Genomic DNA, 23,750 nt, shown 5'->3' with positions numbered 1-23,750 from the left:
ACGAAGATCAGTTTTAACCGCTCGCAGCCGTCATTATTTAAGCCCCCTTATTAAATAACCTTTGTATAGCAAAACAATAAGAACATGAAAACCATACTTGTGCCTACAGATTTTTCGCCCGCGGCCACAAATGCTGCCAAATACGCGCTAAATATTGCTATTAACGTAAAAGCCGAAATTAAGCTGTGTAATGCTGTAACGGTACCGGCCGAATCGGTATACGCTGCGCAGGTTGCCTGGCCAATGGACGACTACACCGCTCTTAAAGAAAGCGCCGACTCGGAACTTATATACCAGGCAGGCCTGCTGGAAGACAGTATTGGTGAGGGTTATCATCCGCGCGTGTGCTACTCTACGGGCGTAGGCAATGTTACCGATTATGTAAGGAACCTGGTAGAAGACGATGACGTGAACCTGGTGGTGATGGGTATGTCGGGCGCTAATATGTTCTCAAAATTCTTATTGGGCAGCAATAGCCGAAGCCTTATAGACAAGGCTGACTTCCCCTTATTGCTGATCCCGAAACAACACGAGTACCAGTCTATAAAGCGTATAGGTTTTGCTACCGACCTAAGCAGTGCCGATATCGACGCATTAAATTCGGTTGCCAATTTTGCCCGCTATTTTAATGCCGAAATAGTGGTGAGCCATGTTATGGAATCGCCGGAAGAACATCGCCGTGCCGAAGACTTTTTAAGCGAGGTTGGCTGCAAAATAAACTATCCGCACATTTATTACCGCGGAATGCAAAATGAAGGCGTTACAGCGGGCCTTAAATGGTTAACCGAAAATGGGCAGATAGATATGCTGGTGATGATACACCGCCCCCACGGAATTTTCGATGCCAGTTATACACAAAAACTGGCCGTTAAAACAAAAATACCGCTAATGGTGCTGCCTGATGGGTTTAGTAAGGTTTTGATATGAGCCAGGGATTGTGAGTGCGGACCGAAATGGCGGGCTTTGAAACATTATAGTTACAAAGCCGCCATTTTCAATTTCTTATAAAATTTGTCACGATTATTGCGTTATATAATCTAATGCAAGCCATCCGGATACAGGTTTTACTATTTTTTGCTGTGGCAATGTTTGCCGCTAAGCCGTTTATTGGCTTTAGCACAAGCTATTGGGCAGCGAACGATACACAAGCCACCATACTGGCAAAAGCATTCACCAAACGCAAACAAGAATTTGTTGAAGACAGCGACTTCGACGTTATTGCCGTTCAAAAACGCATTGCCGAACCTCTGTTCGCTGCTTTTCTTGCATTATCATTCTTTTTAAGCGGCTTTTTTGCCCGCGTTTTCGCTCCCGTAAAAGCCATTACCGGCAGGGTGCTCAGCGATATCCGCTACGGCCTTGTACCGCCCGAACAACTTTACCTCCTTGGTGGTAAACTAAGCATTTGATATTTCTCTTTCCTGCTGCATAAGCAGCCTAAGGCCGCCCGTTCAGGGTAGGCTCTGTCAACTATTTCCCGTTCATTCTTAAATACATCATCAGATGCACGCTCTCAAAAGATGGTGTTGCCTATGCTTTATGCTGCTCAGCGTTACCGGCGTATATGCACAACAGGCACCACCGGCTATTTCTTTAAAAACCCTTCTTGAAAAAGTAAACCAAAACGCCCCCTCCCTCGTCGCCGATTCGGCACTGATAGGCATTAAGCAAGCCCAGTCCACCGAAACGCATAACAACTGGCTGCCCAACCTGCGCCTTAATTACCAGGCCGATGTGGGTACCAATAACAATACCGCCGGTCCCTACTTTGGTTTTGGTATTGTGCCCTCCAACTCGCGCGGGGTACGTACCCAAAGCAACAACAGTGCTGTATTAACCAACCTGGGCATTGCTGCGCTGGAGTGGGAGGTATATAACTTCGGCGCATATGCTGCCCAAAACCGCGTAGCAACGGCCGAGGTAGATTCCGAAGAAAAGAAATTCGCGCAGGCCAAATACAATTTGCAGGCCTATACTATTGGTTACTACCTGCAACTGCTGCGTTTGCAGGATTACCTTGATATTCAAGCACACAACATCAAGCGCAACGAGCAAATACGGCGGTCTATCCAGTCGCTGGCCAAAAGCGGTGTACGCCCCGGGGTTGATACCAGCCTTGCCGAAGCCGAGCTATCTAAATCGAGGCTCAACTACATCGAACTGGATAATCAACTAAAACAAGTACAGCTAAAGTTATCTGCTATTAGCGGTTTGGCTTATGAAGGCATTGTGCCCGATACTACCGTTGAGCAGGCGCTTATTGCCCAAATGGCCGCACCGGCGCAGCTTGATGCCGATACGGCCGGGCACCCTGCAATTGGCTATTACCAGTCGTTATTGAATGCCAGCCTGCAGAAGGAAGCACTGGTAAAAAAGCAGTATAACCCCAAAATATTCCTCGAAGGTGCTTACTGGGGGCGCGGCAGCAGTGTTGATGCTAATGATAATTTCAACGCACTATCTACCGGTTGGGGTTTTAGCCGCGGCAACTATTTGGTGGGCGTAGGCATATCCTACAACCTGTTCGATATCCGCCGCAAAAACCTCAAACGAAACACGCAAAGGGCGGCCACCACCTATGCCCGCAAAAAGTTGGACGAGGAAAAAAATTTGGTAGCTCTCGGCTTAAGCCAGGCCGATGTAGAGTTGAATACCGCCCGCCGCCGCTTGCAGGAGATACCCAATCAGCTCAAAGCGGCAACTGCGGGTTACCGGCAAAAGTTATCGCTCTACAAAAGCGGGCTTACCGATATCATTGAACTGAATGCTGCCCTCAACATCCTCTACCGCGCCGAAACCGATTACGCCCAGGCAAAATACGCCTACACCAGCGCGCTATTCCAAAAAGCGGTTACGGGCAACCGGGTAAATACTGTTTTAAACCTTTTAAACTAAACAATATGTCAATGGTAACATCCGCGCTAAAAAGGCCCATAACCACCGTGGTTATCACGCTCAGCCTTTTAATATTCGCGGTACTTAGTGCAATAAAAATACCTGTAGATATTTTCCCGCAGCTTAACCTGCCTACTATTTATGTGATAGAATCGTACGGCGGTATGTCGCCCCAGCAAATGGAGGGCTTTTTCAGTACCCGTTTGCAAGACCAGTTTCTGTACGTTAACGGCGTAAAAACCATCACCAGTAAAAATATACAGGGGCTCACCATGATAAAGCTGAGCTTTTACGAAAACGTGAACATGGCCGAAGCGCAGGCACAAGTAGCCCTGCAGGTAAACCGCGCCATGAAGTTTTTCCCACCCGGTGCCCTACCGCCGCAAGTGGTACGGTACGATGCTTCCTCGCTGCCCGTAGGGCAGTTAGTACTATCGGCACCGGGGCGAAGCCTTAAGGAGATATACGATATGGCCGCCACACGCATCAGGCCCATGTTCGCCTCGGTGCCCGGGTTATCGGCCCCGCCGCCATTTGGTGCCAACTCGCGCTCCATCACCGTAAATATCGACCCGGCAAAACTCCGCAGTTACGACCTCACGCCCGACCAGGTGGTAGAGGCACTGGCCAAGTTCAATGCCATGTCGCCCTCGGGTAACTTGCGATTGAATAATACCATGTACACCACCACCATCAACTCGCTGGTGAAGAAATCGGAAGAGTTTGCCGATATCCCCATCAAAACAAAAGATGGCGTTTCGGTAATGGTGAAGGATGTGGCCCGCGTGGCCGATGCTGCCGACGTAACGGTTGATTATGCTTTGATAAACGGCAAACGTTCGGTTTATATCCCCGTGGTAAAAACGGCCGATGCATCTACCTGGGCGGTGGTACAAACCCTGAAAAGCAAACTACCCGAAATGCAAAGCCTGCTGCCCGATGATGTAAAGATATCCTATGAGTTCGATCAATCGGTTTTCGTGATAAATGCCGTAGAGAGTCTGATAACCGAAGGCGGCCTTGGCGCAATACTTACAGGGCTGATGGTACTCCTCTTCCTGCGCGACCTGAGGAGTAGCTTAATTGTGGTGATAACCATCCCGGTATCTATCCTTTTAGGCGTAATGCTGCTGGGTATGTTCGGCCAAACCATTAATATCATGACGCTGAGCGGGCTTGCACTTGCTATAGGTATTTTGGTTGACCAAGCCACCGTAACTATCGAAAATATACACCAGCATTTGGAGATGGGCAAACCCAAAAAGCTGGCCATTTATGATGCCTGTGAGGAGATAGCTTTCCCCTTGCTGCTGATATTGCTTTGTATCCTCGCGGTATTCGCCCCATCATTTTTGATGAATGGTGTGCCTAAAGCGATGTTCCTGCCGCTGTCGATGTCGATCGGGTTAACTATGATCGTATCGTACATCCTGGCGCAAACCCTGGTACCTATCCTCAGCAACTGGATGATAAAAGCCGAGCGCTACCAGCACTATACCCATGGCGAGGTGCATGCCCATGCCGGCGAAGCATTGGACAACCCTGAAAAAGAGCAGGTAGATAAACACCTCGCCGCCGAAAATCACGAACCCGAAAAGAACGACTTTTTTGAGCGGGTGAAGATGCGTTTCATGAACATTATTACCCGCATGATGCCGGGGAAGAAACTCATTGTACCCATTTACCTTGTCGCCGTAATTGTACTTGCAGGTGTAGGCTTCGTGATCATTGGTAAGGATATGATGCCAAAGCTGAACAACGGGCAATTCCTCATCCGCATCAAAGCGCCCGATGGTACCCGGCTGGAGCGTACCGAAGATAAATTTAAGCAGGTGTTATCTATCATCAACAAAACGGTGGATAACAAAGTAGCCATATCTTCGGGCTACGTGGGTATAGTACCCAGCAGCTACGGCACCAGTAATCTTTACATTTTTAATACCGGTACGCATGAGGCCGTGCTGCAGGTAAACCTTGATAAAGAATACAAGGTGAATATGGATGAATTAAAGGATGCCCTGCGCAAAAACATTGCCTACCAACTGCCCGACCTGCGCATCACCTTCGAACCGATTGATATGACCGAGAAGATCATGAGCCAGGGTGCCGCAACGCCTATTGAAGTACGTGTGGCGGGTAAGGATATGGGGCAAATAGAAACCTACGCCAACAAGGTGGTGGGTAAACTGAAACGCATCCCCTACCTGCGCGATGTACAAATTGCACAACCGTTAAAAGTGCCGGTAATATCCATTGCGCTCAACCGCCTTAAAGTGGCACAATTTGGTTTGAATGTTACCGATATAGCGCGCTCTGTAACAGCAAGTACCTCGTCGAGCCGATTTACGGAGAAGAACCAGTGGCTTGACGAGAAGGCAGCGTACACCTACCAGGTACAGGTGCAGATACCCGAATATGTAATGAATTCGATGGATGAGTTGAAAGAGATACCGCTGCTGAAAGGGCAAAACACACCGACCCTTGCCGATGTGGCCGACTTTAGCATTAAATACTTGCCCGGCGAGTACGACCGCACCGGCCCGCGCCGCTTTTTAACCGTGAGCGCCAATATCTACAAACAGGACCTGGGCACCGCCACTACCGATATACAAAAAGCCATGGCAGAAATAAGCGCGCCACCTAAAGGGCTGATAGCCGAACTGAAAGGTATGAGCAGCCTGCTTACCGAAACCATGGGCAGCCTGCAGAGTGGTTTGGCTTTTGCCATTTTGGTTATCCTGCTGTTGCTGGCGGCTAATTACCAATCGTTCAAGTTATCGCTTACGGTGTTATCCACCGTGCCTGCGGTAATCTTGGGCTCGCTGGCGGCATTGCTGCTTACGGGTTCAACGCTCAACCTGCAATCGTACATGGGCATGATCATGTCTACCGGGGTATCGGTGGCCAACGCTATCCTAATTGTTACTAATGCCGAAAAGCTGCGGCTGGAGTATCGGGATGCGGAGCGCGCTTCCATAACCAGCGCGGCCATCCGCTTGCGACCGATCCTGATGACCAGCTTTGCCATGATGGCGGGTATGATACCTATGGCATCGGGCATGGGCGAGGCGGGCGAACAAACCGCACCGCTGGGCCGCGCCGTAATTGGCGGCTTGTTTGCCTCTACGCTGGCTGCCTTATTCATCTTACCGTTGGTATTTGCATGGGTGCAGCGCAAAAGCAGCTATATATCGCCATCATTAATGCCCGAAGAAAACACATCCTTATCACCCTCAACTATTTAAAACCATGAAAACGAAATTAATAACGCTTGCCGCCATAACCAGCCTGTTCGCCGCCTGCTCGGGAGGCGAAAAACCGGTAGACCTTACCACCGACGCAAAGAAATCCGACAAGGTTTACGAAACCGGCCCCATTACCGAGCGGGCCTTATCAAACTACGTACGCCTGCCCGGGCAGTTAAAAGCCTATAACGAAGTGAACCTGTTTCCCAAGGTGAATGGCTTTGTAAAAGAAGTGTTTGCCGACCGTGGCACCATGGTTAAAAAAGGGCAATTGCTGATAACCCTGGAAGCGCCTGAAATGGAATCGCAGTTGCAGGCCGCTAACTCGCGCTACCTGCAGGCACAAGAAACTGCGTTGGCCAGTAAAGATAAATACAACCGCTTAAAACAAGCCGCCGCAGAGCCGGGTTCGGTATCGCCGTTGGAGCTGGATAACGCCGTATCAAAAATGAAGGCCGATGAAGCCGTGGCTGCGTCGGAACGCTCGAACATGGCATCGGTAAAAACCATGCAGGGCTACCTCAGCATTTACGCCCCCTTCGATGGCATGATCATCCAGCGTAATATTTCGCCGGGGGCATTGGTATCGCCGGGGAAGGCAACCGACCAGCCCATGCTCATCTTACAGGATACCAAAAAACTACGCCTCGAGGTATCTATCCCTGAAGATTATGTAGACAAGGTGGACCTGAACAAAGCGGTAAACTTTACCTTTAACGCTATGCCCGGCGACAGCCATACAGCAAAAATAAGCCGATCGGCCAATGCATTGGGCAGCATGCGATCTGAAGCTATTGAGATAGATGTTACCAACCCCGATAGTAAATTTAAGCCGGGCATGTATGCGGAAGTGAAGATACCGATGCGCTCTGGAGCAAAATCGCTGCTGGTGCCCAATACGGCTATCGTTCGCTCTACCGAGCGCGAATACGTGGTGGCCGTGCGCGATGGTAAGGCCAAGATCATCGATATAAAAGAAGGCATGGCGGGGCGCGATTCTACCGAGATATTCGGCGCGCTATCTAACAAAGACCATATCCTAACCAAAGCCAGCGATGATATACAGGAAGGGACGGTAATCAAGTAACACCGTTCAAATTCAACAAAAAAGGGTTGGCAAAATTGCCAACCCTTTTTTGTATAGAAAAAATCTATTAACGTAACGAGTTAATATAGGCAGCTATTCTAAATGCTTCTGCTTTGGTAACCTGCGGCATTGGCGGCATCTCGGTTGAGTAGCCCGGCCAGTTTTGCGGCTGCGGGTTATGTATCAGCGACAATATCTTCTCCGGCGAATACTTGCGTTTAGCAACCTCAGCGAACGGAGGGCCTATTTGCCTTTTGGTTGGGTTATGGCACGATAAGCATGTGTTTTTGGTCAACAACGGCTCTATCTCTTTAAAAGTTGGTGCTTTTGTACTGGCTGCGGCCTTAGCCGGTGTAGCGGTAGCTTTTGCCGGGGCTGCACCTTTTTTTGCAGGAGCTGCAGCAGGGGCAGCGGCCGAGTTTTTGGTGCTTACTTCGCTCATTGATAATTTAGCGCCATCAGGTATTTGGTTCAGCGTGTAATAAGCTGTTGGATGTATCAGCGAGTAGAAACCCTCTGCCGAGCGTATACCATCCAGTGTTAAGGTATGGATGTAATACTGGCGAAGCCCGTTAACAATAAACCTTGCTTTTAAACCGTCTGCCGAAACTTTAACACCGGTAATTTTCAACTTTTCGGTATTTACCGCCGGCGACCCATAAACAGGGTGGTATTTGTAAATAAAGCTTTCGGCACTGTACGATGCCAGGTCTTCGGCCGACTTACGGTCAACAGGCATAGTAAACTCAGCCTCAAAACCATCAGGCATTGCCCTTACAGCTTTCATCTCGAAAGGTGTTTTGCCGTTGTAAACCACACGCTCTAAACCTTCGTTGGCATCACCTGCCGACCCCCAGCCACGGTTGGTTTCGCCTACGAACAGGCTACCATCGGTACCCCACTCTAAACGCAGCACGCCCGAGCGGAAACCTTTGCGGAACAAGAATGCAGCACCCTGCTCCTGGCCTTTAACAGTTTCCAGGAATATCCTCGAGATAATGCTCATACCCTGGTCGCCGGCCAATATTTGCCCTGCGAACGGGCCGAAAGTATTAGCAGGAATTTTAACAGCTTCTGATGATGATATACCCAAAATACCGTAAGGCAACCAAACTGATGGCAATTTCAATTCGGGGAAGGTCTTCTTCATCTCGAACAAGGTTTTGAAGGTTTCGTTCACCCTGTTCTCCGGTTTTATGTAACGGCCCTGCTCATTTTTGATGCGGCGCTCGTCCATCTGCGAGTAAAAGAAATCCGACTGTAGTTTAACCGGCGAGTTTGGCAGGCTTGTCCACCTTAAGCTGGCGGGGTGGCCCATAAAATCGCCTTTGTTCACTTTCCATAAACCGCCCGAGCCTACCCAGTCGCCCTGGTTTTCGGTGTAGTACAATTCGCTGTCGATAGCGCTGATACCTGCAGGCGAACGGAAACCAGCTGCGTAAGGGGTCATTTTACCGCTTTCGGTAATGTTCATGGCCCAACCACGCATAGGCACGCGGCTTTCGGCACGCCACCATTCTTCATCGCCAAAGGCAACGTTGCCGGTAACCATAAAGGTACCATCCTTCATAATTTTAGGGCCGAAGCTATATTCGTGGTAGTGCCCGCTCAATGGCCAGGCGTAAATGGTTTGGTAAATTTCGGCTTTGCCGTCCTGGTCATTGTCTATCAGTTTGGTTAGCTCGCCGCGTTGTGCTACGTACAGGGCGCCATCTTTATAGGCAACACCTAATATCTCGTGCAAACCGTAAGCAAACCTGCGCCAGTAGGGCGTTGCGCTTGTAGGGTTTTCTACAATGTATACTTCACCGCGGCGGGTGCTCAGGGCAAGGTTACCGTTCGGCAAGGTAACCAAACCACCCACTTCTAAAATGGGGCCTTCGGGTACGCGTACTTTATTTACCTTGAAGAAATCTTCTTCTTTAGGGGTTTCCTGTGCAAATGCAGCTGAAAAACTTAAGCTGATCGCCAGTGTCAATAATGTTTTAAATGTATATTTCATGGCTTCTGCTTAAAATAAAAGGGTGTAACTTAACTTGTTGCCAACCGGAACGATCATTTGCTTTTTACCGTCAACATCGCGTATGGTTGGTGCAGGCGTACCTTCGGCAAGTTGAATGTAGTAGCCTTTATCATTTACAAGGTACAGGCCTTTGCTCACTTCTTCTATAGTTGATGCGTTAGCCAGCAGGAAGTACAGATCTTTAGCAGTGCCATCAACAGATACCGTACGGCTAATGCCTTGCCCGTTCTCCATTATTTTTACATCATCGGTAACAGTAGCGCCGTAAATAAGGTATTTAAACGCAGGGCGCTCTTGTGCATCCAGCACATAACCTTTGGTGAAGAAGCCTGTGCCGGCAGTATCGGCAACCCATTTATCATCGGCCTTGGCCAGTTTGGCAATAGCCAAAACAGGTTTAGCGGTAAAGCGGGTTACGCTGCCCAGCGGAAGCGAGGTACCGTTGCCGCGGCCATCGAACATCGGGGTAGCATTAACAAAGCCGCCGTGCCAGCCCTGCAGTAGGGTGCCATTATCCAGATCGTAGCTATAGGCTGTTTTCTCAGGTCCGCCTACCGATATAGCATGCACCGAACGTACCCCCGGCATTACATCAACAAAGCTACGTAGCATATTATTGCTGTTGGCATTAATGTAGATCGGGTCCGACTCGTCCTCCTCTTTCAATTGAGGTGTTTCGGTGTAAGGAGTTATTGAGATATTCCTGAACGCTACCGAGCCATGGTCGCCTTGCAGACGAAGCGGGCCTGTTGCTTTTTCGGCACCTGCAGCACCACGGGTTGGGCCAAACAGCTCTACTTTTTCGTGGATGCTTACGCCGTTCAGTTCAATTCTTACAATTTTCGCGTTAGCCGTTTTAGCACCAGAAGCATCAAATTTTGGTGCCTGGAAAACGATCTTAATGTGCTGCCAAAGTCCCGGTGCTTTGCTGGCATTCTGGCGTGGGGCAACACCACCGTAGCCTTTTTCGGCTTCAGGTTTGCTATCGTCCCAGCGCTGGTAAATACCGCCGTTGTTATGCGATGTGGCGTTACGTAAACCCCATGCATCATCTATCTGAATTTCGTAATTGCCTTGCAGGTAAATGCCTGAGTTGGTGCCTTTAGAGGTTAGGTAATCCATCTCTACAATGGCGTTGCCGTACTCTTGGGTGGTATACAGGTCGGTACCGGCTTTTTTCTCGGTGCTTTGGTTTACCAAAATGCCTTCGCCTTTGCTTGTTTTAAATGCGTTGGGGGTGTTCAGGTCGGCCACCACATTCCCGGCTATCGACCACGAGCTGCCCGGATTTTTAAAGGCGGACAGGTCCTTCAGGTCAATTCGCTGCCCAAAGGCCAGCAGGCTCCCGCAAAGCCAAAGCGTGGCCGTAAGCCCCGCTTTTGATAAGTTTAGATCCATTATGCTTTAGTGTAATTGTTTAATATAATTTTTCAATATTCAGCAGCGCGAAGATATTGAACGTAAGCGACATTTTATTTGCCTAATTGTGCCAATATGTATACATTTTGACTCAAAATATCGATTTAGCAAATCAACATTTCTTACAGATACCCATTTTAGTTATCAATATCAAAAAACAGGCATCGTGTATCGAGTTACTTTATCAGCTGCCATTTTTTTATTGTAAAACGTACACCTTTAAACCCGCCGCTCCGCTTTACACTCCCTTTACCTTTATTCCAATTCAGGACGATGTTATTGTAGCCGCCTTTATCGTAGTTAAAGGTGATGCCATCATCTTCAAACAAGGCGGTCTGTGCATCGCCCTCGCCGTAAACGTAGCAGGTGATATCGAATTTAGTAGAAGGCGATACATACTCCACAGGCGCGGCCAATGGTAAAATAGTGCCGGCTTTTATGAAGATGGGTAGTTGGTTGAGGCTTGGTTTAATGGTGTACTTTTTACCGCCCTCGTATTTTTGGTTGGTATTAAAATCGTACCAGGTACCGGCGGGTAGGTACACGCTGCGTTCGTCGGCTTTCTCGGTGAGCGGTGCCGCAAGGATGCCGCTGCCTATCATGTATTCGTCGGATATATCCCAAACGTTAACATCTTCGGGGTAATCGGTTACTAACGCACGGAATGGCGGGATGCCCTTGAAATGATAATCGGCAAAGGCGCTATATAGGTACGGGATAAGGCTCATTCGGAAGTTGAGTAGCTTACGGATATCCGCCTCAACCTCTTTTGCATTATCCATCAGCTCGACCTTGTTGTTCTTCTCTTTGTTTATCTGCAACCATGGCGGGCTTTGCAGGTACCAGCTATTGTATAAAGTTTGGGCCGATAGTACAGCCGTTTGGCTGCGGCGCATAAGATCTTTTATGGTATTAGATTCCCGCACCTCGGGCGACCATATCATTCCCGAAAAACCCGAATTAGGTATCATGCGGATATACTCATCGTGCTCGTAGGTATCGCTATACAAGGCAGCCGGGTACGATGAGGCGAAGGCGTTTGAAGCACGCACATCCAGGTAGGTACGCAGGTTGCTTTTCTTGTAGATGCTGTAGATGGTCTTCTGATACAGTAAACCGAAAAGCTGGTGCACCTGCTCGCCATCCATCCCCGAAGGGAAAGTACTTAACTCCGGGAAGCTCCAAACGCCGCTGCCGTAGGCGATGTTGGAGTTATCGCACTCGTCCATTTTAAAACCCGAGATGCCCTTCTTCACAAAGGTTTCGTTATGGTAATTGGCAAAAATATTGGCAGCGGTAGTATCGGCAAAATCGGGCACCAAACCGCCCCAAACCTGGTAATTGCCTGCTTTGGTTTTCAGCGCCTCGTAAATGGGAGAGCTCGGGTGCGTAAAAGCATGTTCCCATAAATTGAGGTGAAAGCCCTTGCGCATCATGGTATCGGTAAAGGCCTCGGGGGTTGGGAATAAACTTTTGTTCCACACATAAGAGCAGGAATAAGCGGCGGTTTGCCATCGAGGTTCCAATCCCAATACATCGCAGGGTATATGGTTATTGCGGAAGTACGCCGCCATTTGCCCTACCTGGTGTTCGCTAAAATCGGCTTTTACGCGGTACTTTACGCCAAGCCCCCAAATAGCAGGCAACGCGCCCCCGCCCGAAAAAAGGTTGTAACGCTGCAAGGCGTTCATCAGGCTTGGCCCGCTAAAAACAAAAACCTCTATTCCCTTTGCCCCTTTTATATCGACAGTTACCACGTTGGATGCCTTACCATTGGTTTGGTATAGCCCTTCTACCGAATCGGCGGGCTTTTTACTATCGGCAGATACCTGTTGTTTATTCAATTTGGCAATATTGCCGCAGTAAAAGGTAGTATAGCGGGCGGTGTTGATGAGGATTCCGTAACCCTTGCTGGAAACATAAAATGTAGCCGGGCCATGCGTGTACCCTAAATTGTTAAGCGGGTTATCGTTCACAATAGGCTGCTTCTTCAACCCTGTTTGGTTGAACGAGCCTATCTGCAAGCCAAAGCCATACAACTGCTCTTTATCGGCCAAAGGCACTTCTACTATTACGCCACGGTCGTTAATGCTGATGCCGATGTCGTTTACATCAAATGGCAACTTGCCCGCAGGTAATGCGGCCATTGCGGTAACCATAGGCTGCTCGTTGCAAAAAGTGTAGGGCGTAAACTTATCGGGCTGGCCCTTGCTCAGCTTTTGCACGCCGGGAGCGGGTTGGGTGGTTTGGGCAGATGCGTTTAACCATACTGTTGCTAACAGTATTAAAAAAGAGGCAGAAAACTTTTTCATGATGGTGTTAAAGGTAAAATTTTCTGCCGTGAAAACCGCTTACGGATATTGACACCCGGCAATAACGGTATTTGAACCTCCCAACAAATAAAACTTGGACCTTACAACAAAACGCGCGCGCGTTTTCCTTCCGAAATTTGCCCCGTCAATTTAAAGAAAATGGAAACCGCAAATAACGATATAACTGTACTGGTAACCGGCGGCAGCGGCTTTGTTGGCGGGCATTGCATTTTGCAATTGCTGCAAAACGGCTATCGGGTAAAAACCACCCTGCGCTCGCTAAGCAAAAAGAATAAAGTATTGGCCTCGCTAAAAACAGGCGGGCTTACCAACTTTGATAACCTGCAATTTATAGAGGCCGACCTTGGCGACGATAAAAACTGGGCAGAGGCCGTGACCGGTTGCACTTATGTGTTGCATGTGGCTTCGCCGATATTTTTGAGGCTGCCCAAAAACGAGGATGAAATGATACGCCCCGCGGTTGACGGCACCATCCGTGTGCTGAAGGCAGCGCGCGATGCAGGCGTAAAACGCGTAGTTGTCACCTCATCCTTTGGTGCAGTAGGCTACAGCCATACCGACCCCAATACACTCATCACCGAGGAGGAATGGACCAACCCGAACGACAAAACGCTCTCTGCATATCTAAAGTCGAAAACATTGGCCGAGCGCGCTGCCTGGGATTTTATGGCGCGTGAGGGCAGCGAATTAGAACTGGCCGTGATAAACCCGATGGCTATTTTAGGGACATCGTTAGGGCCGGATATGTCGAGCGGGTTCGAACTGCTGAAGAAAATATTGGATGGCAGCATGAAAGGCACGCCCAAAATTGAATTGGGAATTGTTGACGTGCGCGACCTTGCCGAGCTGCACCTGCTGGCCATGGTAAACCCTGCCGCAGCAGGCGAAAGGTTCCTGGCTTTATCCGGCGGGGTAATGTCGTTGCACCAGATCGCTATGCTTTTCCGTGAAAAATTTGGCGATAGGGCAAAGCAGGTTACCCACAAAGAATTACCCGACTGGCAAATACGCCTTGCTGCATTGTTCAGCAAACAGGCAAAAACCATTGTACCTTTGCTGGGGCGCACCCGTAATGCAAGCAATGCAAAGGCAAAAACGTTATTAGGCTGGCGGCCCCGCAGCAACGAGGAAGCCGTGCTGGCAACCGCCGAAAGTTTGTTTAAGTATAATATGATAAAAGATGAGTAAGGGAATAAAAATAATGATAACCGGCGCCACGGGTTTTGTTGGTGAAGGTGTTATGCTTAGCTGCCTGCAACACCCGCAGGTTACAGAGGTGCTGATGGTGAACCGCCGCCCCTACCCCTTGCAGCACCCCAAACTGAAGGAATTGATAGTGCCCGCTTTTATGGCATTAGATGGTTACGAGGCGCAACTAAGCGGTTACGATGCCTGCTTTTATTGCGCAGGCATAAGCTCGGTAGGCATGAATGAGGAAAAGTATACGCATATCACCTATGATACTACGCTGGTATTTGCCAATAAAGTGCTATCGCTGAATCCTGAGATCGTGTTCAACTTCATCTCAGGCAGCCATACCGATAGTAGCGAAAAGGGTAAGGTGATGTGGGCGCGGGTAAAGGGTAAAACCGAGAACGCTTTGATGCGCATGCCTTTTAAAGCGCAGTACAATTTCCGCCCGGGCGGCATGAAGGCAGTTGAAGGTCAGCGGAATACCAAAGCGCTTTATAAGGCACTTGTGAGCATTATAGGTTTTCTTTTCCCCAAAGCAGTGGTTACTTTAGCCGAACTGGCCAACGCCATGGTGAACGCAGCAACCAAAGGCTACAGCAAACAGGTATTAGAGATAAAAGACATTAAAGCGCTCGCCAAAATTTAAGCCATGAAGATAGAGGGCATAACATCGTGCTACATTGGCCCGGCCATTTCGCCGGAGCAATTCATCCCCGAGCACTTTTTTATATACCTTTTGCGTGGCAGCATTGTAGGGTACGACGGGCACCGAAACTCCGTAATGCGCCCGGGCGAGTACTGCATTGCCCGTAAAAACCATTTGGCCCGCTACAGCAAACAACCCGATGCAGGCGAATTTGCCAAAGTGGTAGTAATTTTTGATGAGGCTTTTTTGAAGGGGTTTCAACAGCGGCATAAAATCGCGGCAGCATCGCCCACGATAGGTGGCTCGTTTTTACCGGGTGAAAAAAGCGGACGGGTGCAAAACTTTGTGCAATCGCTGGAACCTTATTACCGCGGCAACGGACAACTCGACGAACCTTTTGCCGATTTGAAGCGCGAAGAATTGCTGTTGATATTATTACAGATACACCCCGACTGGGCCGGCATACTATTCGATTTCGGTATCCCCGAGAAGATAGACCTGGAGGCCTTTATGAACAAGAACTATAAGTTCAACGTAAGCATCGAGCGTTTTGCCTACCTTACCGGGCGCAGCATTTCCAGCTTTAAGCGCGATTTCAGGCAGATATTTAATGATACACCGAGCCGTTGGCTTATCCAAAAACGCCTGCGCGAAGCTTATTTCCTCATCAGCAAAAAAGGCAAAAAACCGTCTGATATTTATTTGGACATAGGTTTTGAGGACCTGTCGCATTTCTCTTTCGCTTTCAAAAAACTATTCGGTGCTACGCCGGGCAGTTTGCTGGGAAAACCTAGCTAATCAACAACCGCCTTTGCGGTAAACAAACCCGCATAATATTTCTTCCAGCCGAAACCCAGCAGTACATTCGGCACAAATAAAAATACGCCCATCAACCATCCCGAAGGCACCAAAATAGTATGGAACAGCAGTACATTTAAACTGATAGGGAAAACTGCCACGGCAGCTAAAGGTGCATAGCGGTTGAACAGTAACGACAGCCCCGCCAATATTTGTATGGTTTTTATCATGGGGTAAAAGTAGCCCACGCCCTTTAACCCTGCTACAAAAGCGCCGGTAACCCCGGTGTGCGCCGGTTGGTAAGGGATGAAATGCAAAAAATAATCCAGCCCGAAAATAAGGTACAGCAGGCCAAGGATGATGCGGGATATTAAAACGGCAATTTTCATAAAGGGGCTATTATCTTTCAAAAATTGGAAATTGGCGGGAGATTATCAAACCGTCGTGGGTTTCAACCGGGAACCAAATCCGCCGTGGGTTGAAACCCACGGCTACAACATTTGCCGAGGCTACGCCTCTCTCATTGTTCTTCCGTAACTCCCCGTGGGTTGAAACCCACGGCTACGACATAGATCGTCGCTACGCGACTTTAGAAACAACAACGACTGTATATTGAATCTGATAATTCCCTGAGAGGCGTAGCCTCGTGGCGTATTATAGCCGTGGATTGAAACCCACGGCACGATGCACCGTGCACGTTAACATAATTTGTATTAAATACACCAATAGTGTTGCTGCCCCTTTTTGCTGCGGGGTAATTTTACCATCGGCCACAAAACATCTAACCACGGCCCACCTAAAATTACTATGAGTATAAAATTTAGCCTTATTGCTGCGGGTATGCTGTGCTTTGCAGGCATTAACAATCTTCAGGCGCAAACCAAAACCGCCAGTCCCAAACCAGGCATGGTGCTCAACAACCTCGAATACCTGGAATACGGCAGCGTGAACGTAATGCTGGCACACGATTTTTACCCCGAAGGGCACCAGGGCGGTGTAGGTATTATTCAGAACGGCTTGCGTACGGCAACCAATGGCGATCTAAGGCTGGAGCCTACGCCGGGGCAATGGTCGCCCATACCCAAGGTGGGCAAGCGGGTTATCAATAAAGCCACGCACGAAATAAGCGTGCGCATGGAATACCCTAATCCCGAAATAAACCGCAAGGGCTTTAACCCCATTATTTACCCTGACCTCAATTTTGCTTACAACATCCGCGTGTTGCCGGTGGGTAAAGCCTTCAAAATAATTGTAGACCTGGATAAACCCCTACCCGATGCATGGATAGGCAAAGTGGGTTTTAACATTGAGCTCTTCCCGGGCATATTGTTCGGCAAGTCGTTTTATGCGGATGAGCAGTTCGGCATTTTCCCGCTGCAAAGCAATAGCCAGATGGTTGCAGACAAGGAGAACGAGTACCAAACTATCCCTATCGCCGCAGGCAAAAAAATTACCGTAGCACCCGAACTGCCCGAGCAGCGCCTGGTGATAGAGAACCTAAAGGGCGATAAATTGCAACTATTGGATGGCCGTAGCAAACACAATAACGGCTGGTTTGTGGTTCGGTCGCTTATTGCTAAAGGCGCAGCAAAAGGTGCTATTGAGTGGTTGGTTACGCCAAACGCCATACCGGGCTGGCGGTCGGCGCCGGTGGTGCAGGTGTCGCAGGTGGGGTATCATCCGTCGCAGCAAAAAATTGCGGTGATCGAGTTGGACAAACACGATAAACAAAAACTCCCCGCCACGCTTTACCGCGTAAAAGAGACGGGCGGACTGGAAGCGGTACTGAAACAAACACCTGCCGATTGGGGCAACTTTCTGCGCTACCACTACCTGCATTTCGATTTCTCTTCGGTAAAAAAACCTGGGATGTATATAGTGAAATACGGCAACTCGCAAACCGAAACTTTCCAGATAAGCGATAAGGTTTTCAGCAATGACGTTTGGCAGCCCACGTTGGAATACTTTCTGCCTGCGCAAATGTGCCACATGCGCGTGAACGATAAATACCGCGTTTGGCACGGGCTGTGCCACATGGATGATGCCCGCATGGCGCCTATCGACTCTAACCATTTCGACGGCTATATACAGGGGCACTCTACCCTCACGAAGTTTAAGCCCGGCGATAATGTACCCTACCTTAACCGCGGCGCCTGGCACGATGCAGGCGATTTCGACATCCGTGTTGAATCGCAGGCGGAAACCGTGCACGGGTTAACATTAGCTTACGAAGCTTTTGATGTGAAATACGATAACACCACCATCGATCAGCAAAACCACATCGTAGAGATACAACAGCCTGATGGCAAACCAGATATGCTGCAACAGATAGAGCATGGTTTGCTTACCATTACCGGCGGCTACCAGGCCATGGGCAGGTTCTATCGAGGCATCATTGAGCCTACTTTGCGCCAGTATGTTCTATTAGGCGATGCCGCTAACCTTACCGACAACCTACCTTATAAAACCGATGGCAGCACCATCGACCCCATTTTAAATAAACCCGCCCCGCCGGATGACCGTTGGCTATTCACCGAAGAAAATACCGGCCGCACGCTGCATACCGCCGTGGCATTAGCTGCCGCCAGCAGGGTGATGAAGGGTTATAACGATACCTTATCTAAACAATGCCTGCAAATAGCTACCGAGGTTTGGAATAAAACCGAGGACAAGAACATTGGCCGTTTTGTCCCGCTGGCGGTTGAATTGTTAATCACTACCGATGATAAAAAATACGCCGACTTTTTAGTGAAGAACCAGGCACTCATTGTTCAGCAAATTCAAAACACCGGCTGGATGGTGGGTCGTGCTTTGAAAGCCGTGAACAATGCAGCATTTACAGAAGCTGTTACCACAGCCGTAAAAGGAGTTTATTCCGATATTCAAAAACAAGGTTTAAAAACACCTTACGGTGTGCCTTACGAACCCAACATTTGGGGCGCAGGTTGGGGCATTCAAAACTTTGGGTATAAGCAATACTTCCTGTGCGCCAAATTCCCGCAGATATTCAGCGATAAGTACATGCTCAACTCCATCAACTTTATTTTGGGCTGCCACCCGGGATCTAATACTTCGTCATTCGTATCGGGCGTGGGCGCCAAGTCCATGACGACGGCTTATGGCGCCAACAGGGCCGACTGGTCGTACATACCGGGAGGCAGCGCATCTGGTACGGCATTGATCAGGCCCGATTTCCCGGAGTTACTGAAATGGCCCTACCTATGGCAACAAGGGGAATATGTTTTAGGCGGGGGCACATCTGATTACCTGTTCCTGGTATTGGCGGCAGATCGTTTGTTGAACAAGAAATAACCGGTAGCATGGCATCTATTTTAAAAAAGTTTTGCTTCGCTATACCGGCGCTGTTGGCTGTAAGCAGTAACAGCAATGCACAAACAACCGCAAATACCCGTCCGCAGGTGTATGCCGAAATGAAAAGATCGATGGTAGATGAATTGCTGAAACCCTGGTACCCGGCGGCTATCGATACCGTTTATGGTGGTTTCTTAAGTTCGTTCAGTTACGATTTTAAACCCACCGGCTCGCAGGATAAAATGATCGTTACTCAAAGCAGGCATGTATGGAGCAATGCGCGTGCGGCAGAGCTTTACCCTTCTGTAAAATATTATGCGGAAGGTGCAGCGCAGGGCTTCCGATTCCTGAAAGACGTGTTGTGGGATAAGCAGAACGGCGGCTTTTATACCTATACCGACCAAAGCGGAAAACCCAAACCGGGTGGCTTTGCACCAAAGGAGGCCTACGGTAATTCCTTTGCGCTATACGCTATGGCGGCGTATTACCACCAAACCGGAGATACCGCTGCGCTAAGCCTCGCCATAAAACAATTCGGCTGGCTGGAAAAACATGCGCACGATCCGATCTACAAAGGCTACTATCAGCACATGGAACTGGACGGCACGCCGATAAAACGCACCGCCGAAACACCCTCCAAAGCCGAAACGGGATATAAGGACCAAAACACTTCCATACACTTGCTGGAAGCCTTTACCGAGCTTTACCGCGTTTGGCCCGATAAACTATTGAAAGAACGCCTGCAGGAGATGCTGTTTCTCATCCGCGATAAAATTGTAACACCCAAAGGCAACCTCACGCTATTCTTCCAACCCGACTGGACGGCCGTAGACCATCGCGACTCTACCGAGGCCTACATCCTAAGCCACCGCGGATTGGACCATGTGTCTTTCGGGCACGATGTGGAAACCGCCTACCTGATGCTGGAAGCATCGCACCTGCTGGGCCTGAAACACGATACTACCACCCTAACCATCGCCAAACGCATGGTAGACCATGCCCTGAAGAACGGTTGGGACGCCAATACCGGCGGCTTTTATGATGAAGGCTATTACTTTAAAGATAAGCCCGGCATTACCATTATTGCCGATACCAAAAACTGGTGGGCGCAGGCGGAAGGCTTGAACACACTGCTAATGTTTGATGATATGTTCCCCAAGGACAGCCTGCAGTACGGGCAAAAGTTTTATAAACTTTGGGACTACGTGCAAACTTACCTGATAGACCACGAGCATGGCGATTGGTACCAGGGCGGCATTGATAAACAGCCCAAATATAAACTGGCGCTTAAAGGGCAAATTTGGAAAGGCACCTACCACACCCTGCGCGCCTTTATCAATTGCACCAACCGCCTGCATCCCGATAAGCAGCCACCATCAGCACCTCTGCAATTAAAGCTAACAGGCAAAGGCATGCAAAAGCAGCTAAGCTGGAAAGCATCGCGCGATAACATCGTACTGGCAGGTTACAATATTTACCTCAACGGGCAACGCTTTGCTTACACACCGCTAACGCATTGGCAGCCATTAACAAGCACATTCTGGCCAAAAGGAAAGCTGACCGTTAAGGCTGTTGATCTGGAGGAAAATGAATCTAAAGCAGCATTTATGAAGTAACACATACGAACTTACCAACCCAAATTTTCTATCACAAAAAAGCCGCGAACTCATCATTCGCGGCTTTGTATTTTTTAGCTGTGAGCTAAGAGTATCTTATAAACCTTTCACTAATGCCTGCAATTTAGTATTACGGAAATAAACGCCGGCCCAGGTTAACGCTCCAAATATGAAAGGGAAGTAGAACTGCTGACCCGGAGTGCGCATCATCACCGCTACGGCACCGCCCAAATAACCGGTAATTAAAACTGCGCCAAGCACCGTTGTACGGGGGATGGCATACAGAATGGTGCAAACCAGTAATATATAACCAATGGTTTGTATTTTATCGGCCGGCCAACCCAATGCTGTGCTGCCGGCTACGTGGTGCTGTTCCATAGCGATCTTGCCGCCGGCATCGAAAAGGTAAAAGGCGATCATTAAGCCGGTGAAAACCCAGCCGGTAATTTTGGCTGCTTTTGATGGTGATTGCGTTTGAGTCATGAGTTTTAATTTTTGTTGGTATAAAATTACCTGCATAAAACCACATCGCCAAGGTACAAATGCGACATATTGAGGTGCCTAAATGCACCATTTTGCATTAAAAATAAAAAATATTGAAAACAGGGGGTAACAAATATTCAGCGGGCTTTATATAGAGGTATAAAAACCAAAACATAAACGTCATGAAAAAGCACATCATCACCCTCGCATTAGTTATCATCACAGCAGCAACATTTGCCCAGGCACCTGCCGAAAGAGGCATCAATAATATAAATAACAGCATGCCCAACCGCATCTCCATGAATGTTACTACCGCCAAACAAACACAAGGCAGCAACTTTGGCGAAAAGGTAGCGCAGGGCTTACAAAGCGGCGCTTCTGCATTGGCCAGCGGTGCTTCGCTTAATGCTGCGCCCGGTAACCCGGCTACGCCAGCAGTTACCGCAGCCGACGAGCACCGCACCTACACCGGCGGCCGCCGTAACGAGGAGAGCGCAACAAACCAAAACATATCCATCATCAGATCAGATAAAAGCATCAGCGAAAAAGGCATCAAAAGAACACCTGATGCCGCAGTTACAAGCCCGGGACAGCCAATTGGCGGCATTGTGGTTAAAGGGGGCATATCGCAATAAATAAAAAACCGCCGGCTGCTCCCCGGGTATGGGGTAGCCATTTAAAACCCCGTTAAGCGTATGCTTAGCGGGGTTTGCTTTTTTTATTTGCCTGATAGCGTTAATCCTTCCATTGCGCAAAGCGTTTGTTCATTTTTTCGGTGTCGCGGTATATTTGATCCATGGCTTTGCGGTGGCGCTCGGCTTCTGTCTGTGCAGATGCATTAGAGCTACCCGCCGGCTTGCTATCGGTGGTGTTGCCGTAAGGATGTGTGCGCCGGTACTCGGCAATAGCTGCTTCATTTGCTTCACGACGGGCAGCGCCTGCGGCGTTACGTTCGGCATATTCGCGCGAGTACCGGCGCTCTACCTCTGCATCGATCTTGGAGAACATAGCTGTACGGTCGGCCGACAATTTTTTATGCGCCCTATCTTCATACACACGTTGCACAATGGCATCGTAAAGCGAAAGGCCCGGCGATGTGATGAATTTAGCAGGGCTTCCATCCATATTTATAATGGCCAATTTGTTGGTAGTAGCTACCAGCACCTGCTTGCCATCGGCGGTAATATCCATTATATAAGGTGCCTTATCGCGCAAAATGTTGGCGTACTTCTCGTGCTCCTCAAAGCCGTATTCTTCGCTGTTCTCATCAAGCTCGTTGGTGGGTACCTTTATATCAACTGTGGCTTTGCCCGTTTTGATATCAACCACCGCAATACTCATCAGATCCCTGTGGCTAACGGTAACCAACGAATCGCCGCCCGGGGTAAATTTCACAATACCATTGTACATATACACCCAATCAGAACGCAGGTCTACAGTGCCAACCTTCTTTCCCGACGGGATATCATAAACCGGGCATTTGCTGGTGTGGATATCATCGCGATAAACTAAACGCTTACCGTTCTCACTGATGATGAGGTTCAATTCCGGATATTCGATACCGGGTATAACAAAATATTTTTCCAGCACATCGCTCATCGCATTTTGCTGCCGGTACAATATAATATCCGCCTTGCGCGAACTCCATTTTTTATTCACAACAGCGTATATCAGGCTGCCATCGTTCAACCTCGACAGAAAATCCCACTCTGGTTTCATGTACTTACTATTGTTGAGCATTAAGTAAGGCTTTACCAAAGCATATTGCCGCGCCCGTAACGAATCTGGGGCCGCCCCCACTTCAAAGGCTGCGCGATAAACCATATCGCTAAACGCTATTTTGCTGCGGGTAATGGCATTATAATCGGTTATCCAGCTATATGGTTTTTTGATAATGGAACGATACGCCATTGTTTTAAGGTCGATGATACGATAATCTACATCTGTATAATACACTCTGTTTGCATAAGCCTCGTATGACTGCGCTGCGTGCAACACCACCTGGTTATAGCCCGGCAGAAAGGCCGCCTTAAAATTATGTACCGAACTAAACTTTAAAGGCTTGCCCGAGGCTTTTGCAGCCTGCATAAACCCTATGCGTTTATCTGCCCTTTCGGCATATTCGGCACCAATTTTATTGTACCATAACCTTGCTTCTGCGTAGTTCTGCGGTGCACCCAAACCCGTTTCGTAAGCGTTACCAACAATCATCATTGCCCCCTGGGCACCATTATTGGCTGCACGTTTATAAAGTTCAAGCGCCTTAACGGTATCAATATCAACACCCAACCCTTTAGCATAAAGCCCTGCTAATTGAAATTGCGCTCTTCGTTCTTCCTTTGCCGAACTTTTTTGATACCAACTAACAGCCGTTTGGTAATCTTTAGCCACACCCTGCCCATACTCGTACATAAAGCCCAGGTATCCCATTGCAGCGCTATCGCCCTTAGCGGCCGCCTGCTTGAAGGGTTCCTGGGCTGCGGCATAATCCTGCTTAGTGTAGGCGGCCAGCCCTTTGTCAAATTCGGCTTTGCCTTTGTTTTGTGCTAACAGGCTTGCGGAAATAAACAAGGCGGCTAAAAAGAAGGCTACGTTTTTCATATAGGAAGGGTATATATCATTTGCCAATTTAGCAAAGGCATCCCGACTGCCATATACCCGCTTCAGGGTATTTTTTGAACCAGCGCTATTACGATGTA

The 23,750-nt window shown here is 48.8% G+C and carries 17 protein-coding genes; 11 read left to right on the top strand and 6 right to left on the bottom strand.

Annotated features, from left to right (window positions below; translation table 11 throughout):
- Positions 1-84 precede the first annotated feature (84 nt).
- From BC343_RS19315 to BC343_RS19295, 5 genes are all read left to right on the top strand, one after another.
- Positions 85-927, top strand: a complete 843-nt coding sequence (locus tag BC343_RS19315) for a universal stress protein (RefSeq protein WP_078349436.1) — start codon at positions 85-87, stop codon at positions 925-927.
- 113 nt (positions 928-1,040) lie between these two features.
- On the top strand, positions 1,041-1,409 hold the full coding sequence (locus BC343_RS19310) for a hypothetical protein (RefSeq protein WP_078349435.1): 369 nt from the start codon (positions 1,041-1,043) through the stop codon (positions 1,407-1,409).
- Positions 1,410-1,503: 94 nt separating this feature from the next.
- The gene (locus BC343_RS19305; protein ID WP_078349434.1) at positions 1,504-2,895 is read left to right on the top strand and encodes a TolC family protein; all 1,392 of its coding nucleotides are present in this window, start codon (positions 1,504-1,506) and stop codon (positions 2,893-2,895) included.
- Positions 2,896-2,900: 5 nt separating this feature from the next.
- The gene (locus BC343_RS19300; RefSeq protein ID WP_078349433.1) at positions 2,901-6,140 is read left to right on the top strand and encodes an efflux RND transporter permease subunit; all 3,240 of its coding nucleotides are present in this window, start codon (positions 2,901-2,903) and stop codon (positions 6,138-6,140) included.
- Positions 6,141-6,144: 4 nt separating this feature from the next.
- On the top strand, positions 6,145-7,227 hold the full coding sequence (locus BC343_RS19295; protein WP_078349432.1) for an efflux RND transporter periplasmic adaptor subunit: 1,083 nt from the start codon (positions 6,145-6,147) through the stop codon (positions 7,225-7,227).
- A 67-nt stretch (positions 7,228-7,294) separates the two neighbouring features.
- Here the strand turns inward: BC343_RS19295 and BC343_RS30815 are convergent, their stop codons facing one another.
- The 3 genes from BC343_RS30815 to BC343_RS19285 all read right to left on the bottom strand — a co-directional run bounded on the left by BC343_RS30815 (position 7,295) and on the right by BC343_RS19285 (position 12,981).
- Positions 7,295-9,229, bottom strand: a complete 1,935-nt coding sequence (locus BC343_RS30815; RefSeq protein WP_143822271.1) for a c-type cytochrome — start codon at positions 9,227-9,229, stop codon at positions 7,295-7,297.
- A gap of 9 nt (positions 9,230-9,238) precedes the next feature.
- On the bottom strand, positions 9,239-10,648 hold the full coding sequence (locus tag BC343_RS30810) for a 3-keto-disaccharide hydrolase (protein WP_143822270.1): 1,410 nt from the start codon (positions 10,646-10,648) through the stop codon (positions 9,239-9,241).
- 197 nt (positions 10,649-10,845) lie between these two features.
- Entirely contained in the window at positions 10,846-12,981 is a 2,136-nt protein-coding gene (locus tag BC343_RS19285) for a glycoside hydrolase family 31 protein (protein ID WP_078349431.1), read from the bottom strand.
- 159 nt (positions 12,982-13,140) lie between these two features.
- Between BC343_RS19285 and BC343_RS19280 the strand changes: the two genes are divergently transcribed.
- Genes BC343_RS19280 through BC343_RS19270 form a run of 3 tightly spaced genes read left to right on the top strand, consistent with a single transcriptional unit; the run spans position 13,141 to position 15,640 of the window.
- Positions 13,141-14,190, top strand: a complete 1,050-nt coding sequence (locus tag BC343_RS19280) for an SDR family oxidoreductase (protein WP_078349430.1) — start codon at positions 13,141-13,143, stop codon at positions 14,188-14,190.
- Positions 14,183-14,842: an NAD-dependent epimerase/dehydratase family protein gene (locus BC343_RS19275; RefSeq protein WP_238381810.1), complete on the top strand. Its 660-nt coding sequence runs from the start codon at positions 14,183-14,185 to the stop codon at positions 14,840-14,842. Before BC343_RS19280 ends, BC343_RS19275 begins: the two co-directional genes overlap by 8 nt.
- A gap of 3 nt (positions 14,843-14,845) precedes the next feature.
- Positions 14,846-15,640: a helix-turn-helix domain-containing protein gene (locus BC343_RS19270; protein ID WP_078349429.1), complete on the top strand. Its 795-nt coding sequence runs from the start codon at positions 14,846-14,848 to the stop codon at positions 15,638-15,640.
- Here the strand turns inward: BC343_RS19270 and BC343_RS19265 are convergent.
- Positions 15,637-16,029 (bottom strand): hypothetical protein, encoded by a 393-nt coding sequence (locus tag BC343_RS19265; protein WP_078349428.1) that lies wholly within the window; start codon positions 16,027-16,029, stop codon positions 15,637-15,639. The two genes, BC343_RS19270 and BC343_RS19265, sit on opposite strands and share 4 nt — an antisense overlap.
- Positions 16,030-16,447: 418 nt before the next feature.
- Between BC343_RS19265 and BC343_RS19260 the strand changes: the two genes are divergently transcribed.
- Both BC343_RS19260 and BC343_RS19255 read left to right on the top strand, forming a co-directional pair.
- Complete coding sequence (locus BC343_RS19260; RefSeq protein ID WP_143822269.1) at positions 16,448-18,952, top strand: glycoside hydrolase family 9 protein; 2,505 nt, start codon at positions 16,448-16,450, stop codon at positions 18,950-18,952.
- A gap of 8 nt (positions 18,953-18,960) precedes the next feature.
- Positions 18,961-20,568: an AGE family epimerase/isomerase gene (locus BC343_RS19255; RefSeq protein ID WP_078349427.1), complete on the top strand. Its 1,608-nt coding sequence runs from the start codon at positions 18,961-18,963 to the stop codon at positions 20,566-20,568.
- A gap of 96 nt (positions 20,569-20,664) precedes the next feature.
- On the opposite strand, the gene BC343_RS19250 is transcribed toward BC343_RS19255, so the two are convergent.
- The gene (locus tag BC343_RS19250) at positions 20,665-21,051 is read right to left on the bottom strand and encodes a DoxX family protein (RefSeq protein WP_078349631.1); all 387 of its coding nucleotides are present in this window, start codon (positions 21,049-21,051) and stop codon (positions 20,665-20,667) included.
- Positions 21,052-21,233: 182 nt separating this feature from the next.
- Here BC343_RS19250 and BC343_RS19245 point away from each other — a divergent pair, with 182 nt between their 5' ends.
- A complete protein-coding gene (locus tag BC343_RS19245; RefSeq protein WP_078349426.1) occupies positions 21,234-21,686 on the top strand; it encodes a hypothetical protein in 453 nt (150 codons plus the stop codon).
- A 100-nt stretch (positions 21,687-21,786) separates the two neighbouring features.
- On the opposite strand, the gene BC343_RS19240 is transcribed toward BC343_RS19245, so the two are convergent.
- Entirely contained in the window at positions 21,787-23,652 is a 1,866-nt protein-coding gene (locus tag BC343_RS19240) for a tetratricopeptide repeat protein (RefSeq protein ID WP_078349425.1), read from the bottom strand.
- Between the last annotated feature and the right edge of the window lie 98 nt (positions 23,653-23,750).

Origin of the sequence: Mucilaginibacter pedocola (assembly GCF_002013915.1) — a bacterium.
GTDB lineage: Bacteria > Bacteroidota > Bacteroidia > Sphingobacteriales > Sphingobacteriaceae > Mucilaginibacter > Mucilaginibacter pedocola.
The sequence above is the reverse complement of the archived record's forward strand: the minus strand, read 5'-3'. Positions and strand labels throughout refer to the sequence as shown.

Bases quoted from the DNA above. Each gene is read 5' to 3' on its own strand.
- BC343_RS19315 (WP_078349436.1), top strand. From the start codon at position 85: ATGAAAACCATACTTGTGCCTACAGATTTTTCGCCCGCGGCCACAAAT.
- BC343_RS19310 (WP_078349435.1), top strand. From the start codon at position 1,041: ATGCAAGCCATCCGGATACAGGTTTTACTATTTTTTGCTGTGGCAATG.
- BC343_RS19305 (WP_078349434.1), top strand. From the start codon at position 1,504: ATGCACGCTCTCAAAAGATGGTGTTGCCTATGCTTTATGCTGCTCAGC.
- BC343_RS19300 (WP_078349433.1), top strand. From the start codon at position 2,901: ATGTCAATGGTAACATCCGCGCTAAAAAGGCCCATAACCACCGTGGTT.
- BC343_RS19295 (WP_078349432.1), top strand. From the start codon at position 6,145: ATGAAAACGAAATTAATAACGCTTGCCGCCATAACCAGCCTGTTCGCC.
- BC343_RS30815 (WP_143822271.1), bottom strand. From the start codon at position 9,229: ATGAAATATACATTTAAAACATTATTGACACTGGCGATCAGCTTAAGT.
- BC343_RS30810 (WP_143822270.1), bottom strand. From the start codon at position 10,648: ATGGATCTAAACTTATCAAAAGCGGGGCTTACGGCCACGCTTTGGCTT.
- BC343_RS19285 (WP_078349431.1), bottom strand. From the start codon at position 12,981: ATGAAAAAGTTTTCTGCCTCTTTTTTAATACTGTTAGCAACAGTATGG.
- BC343_RS19280 (WP_078349430.1), top strand. From the start codon at position 13,141: ATGGAAACCGCAAATAACGATATAACTGTACTGGTAACCGGCGGCAGC.
- BC343_RS19275 (WP_238381810.1), top strand. From the start codon at position 14,183: ATGAGTAAGGGAATAAAAATAATGATAACCGGCGCCACGGGTTTTGTT.
- BC343_RS19270 (WP_078349429.1), top strand. From the start codon at position 14,846: ATGAAGATAGAGGGCATAACATCGTGCTACATTGGCCCGGCCATTTCG.
- BC343_RS19265 (WP_078349428.1), bottom strand. From the start codon at position 16,029: ATGAAAATTGCCGTTTTAATATCCCGCATCATCCTTGGCCTGCTGTAC.
- BC343_RS19260 (WP_143822269.1), top strand. From the start codon at position 16,448: ATGAGTATAAAATTTAGCCTTATTGCTGCGGGTATGCTGTGCTTTGCA.
- BC343_RS19255 (WP_078349427.1), top strand. From the start codon at position 18,961: ATGGCATCTATTTTAAAAAAGTTTTGCTTCGCTATACCGGCGCTGTTG.
- BC343_RS19250 (WP_078349631.1), bottom strand. From the start codon at position 21,051: ATGACTCAAACGCAATCACCATCAAAAGCAGCCAAAATTACCGGCTGG.
- BC343_RS19245 (WP_078349426.1), top strand. From the start codon at position 21,234: ATGAAAAAGCACATCATCACCCTCGCATTAGTTATCATCACAGCAGCA.
- BC343_RS19240 (WP_078349425.1), bottom strand. From the start codon at position 23,652: ATGAAAAACGTAGCCTTCTTTTTAGCCGCCTTGTTTATTTCCGCAAGC.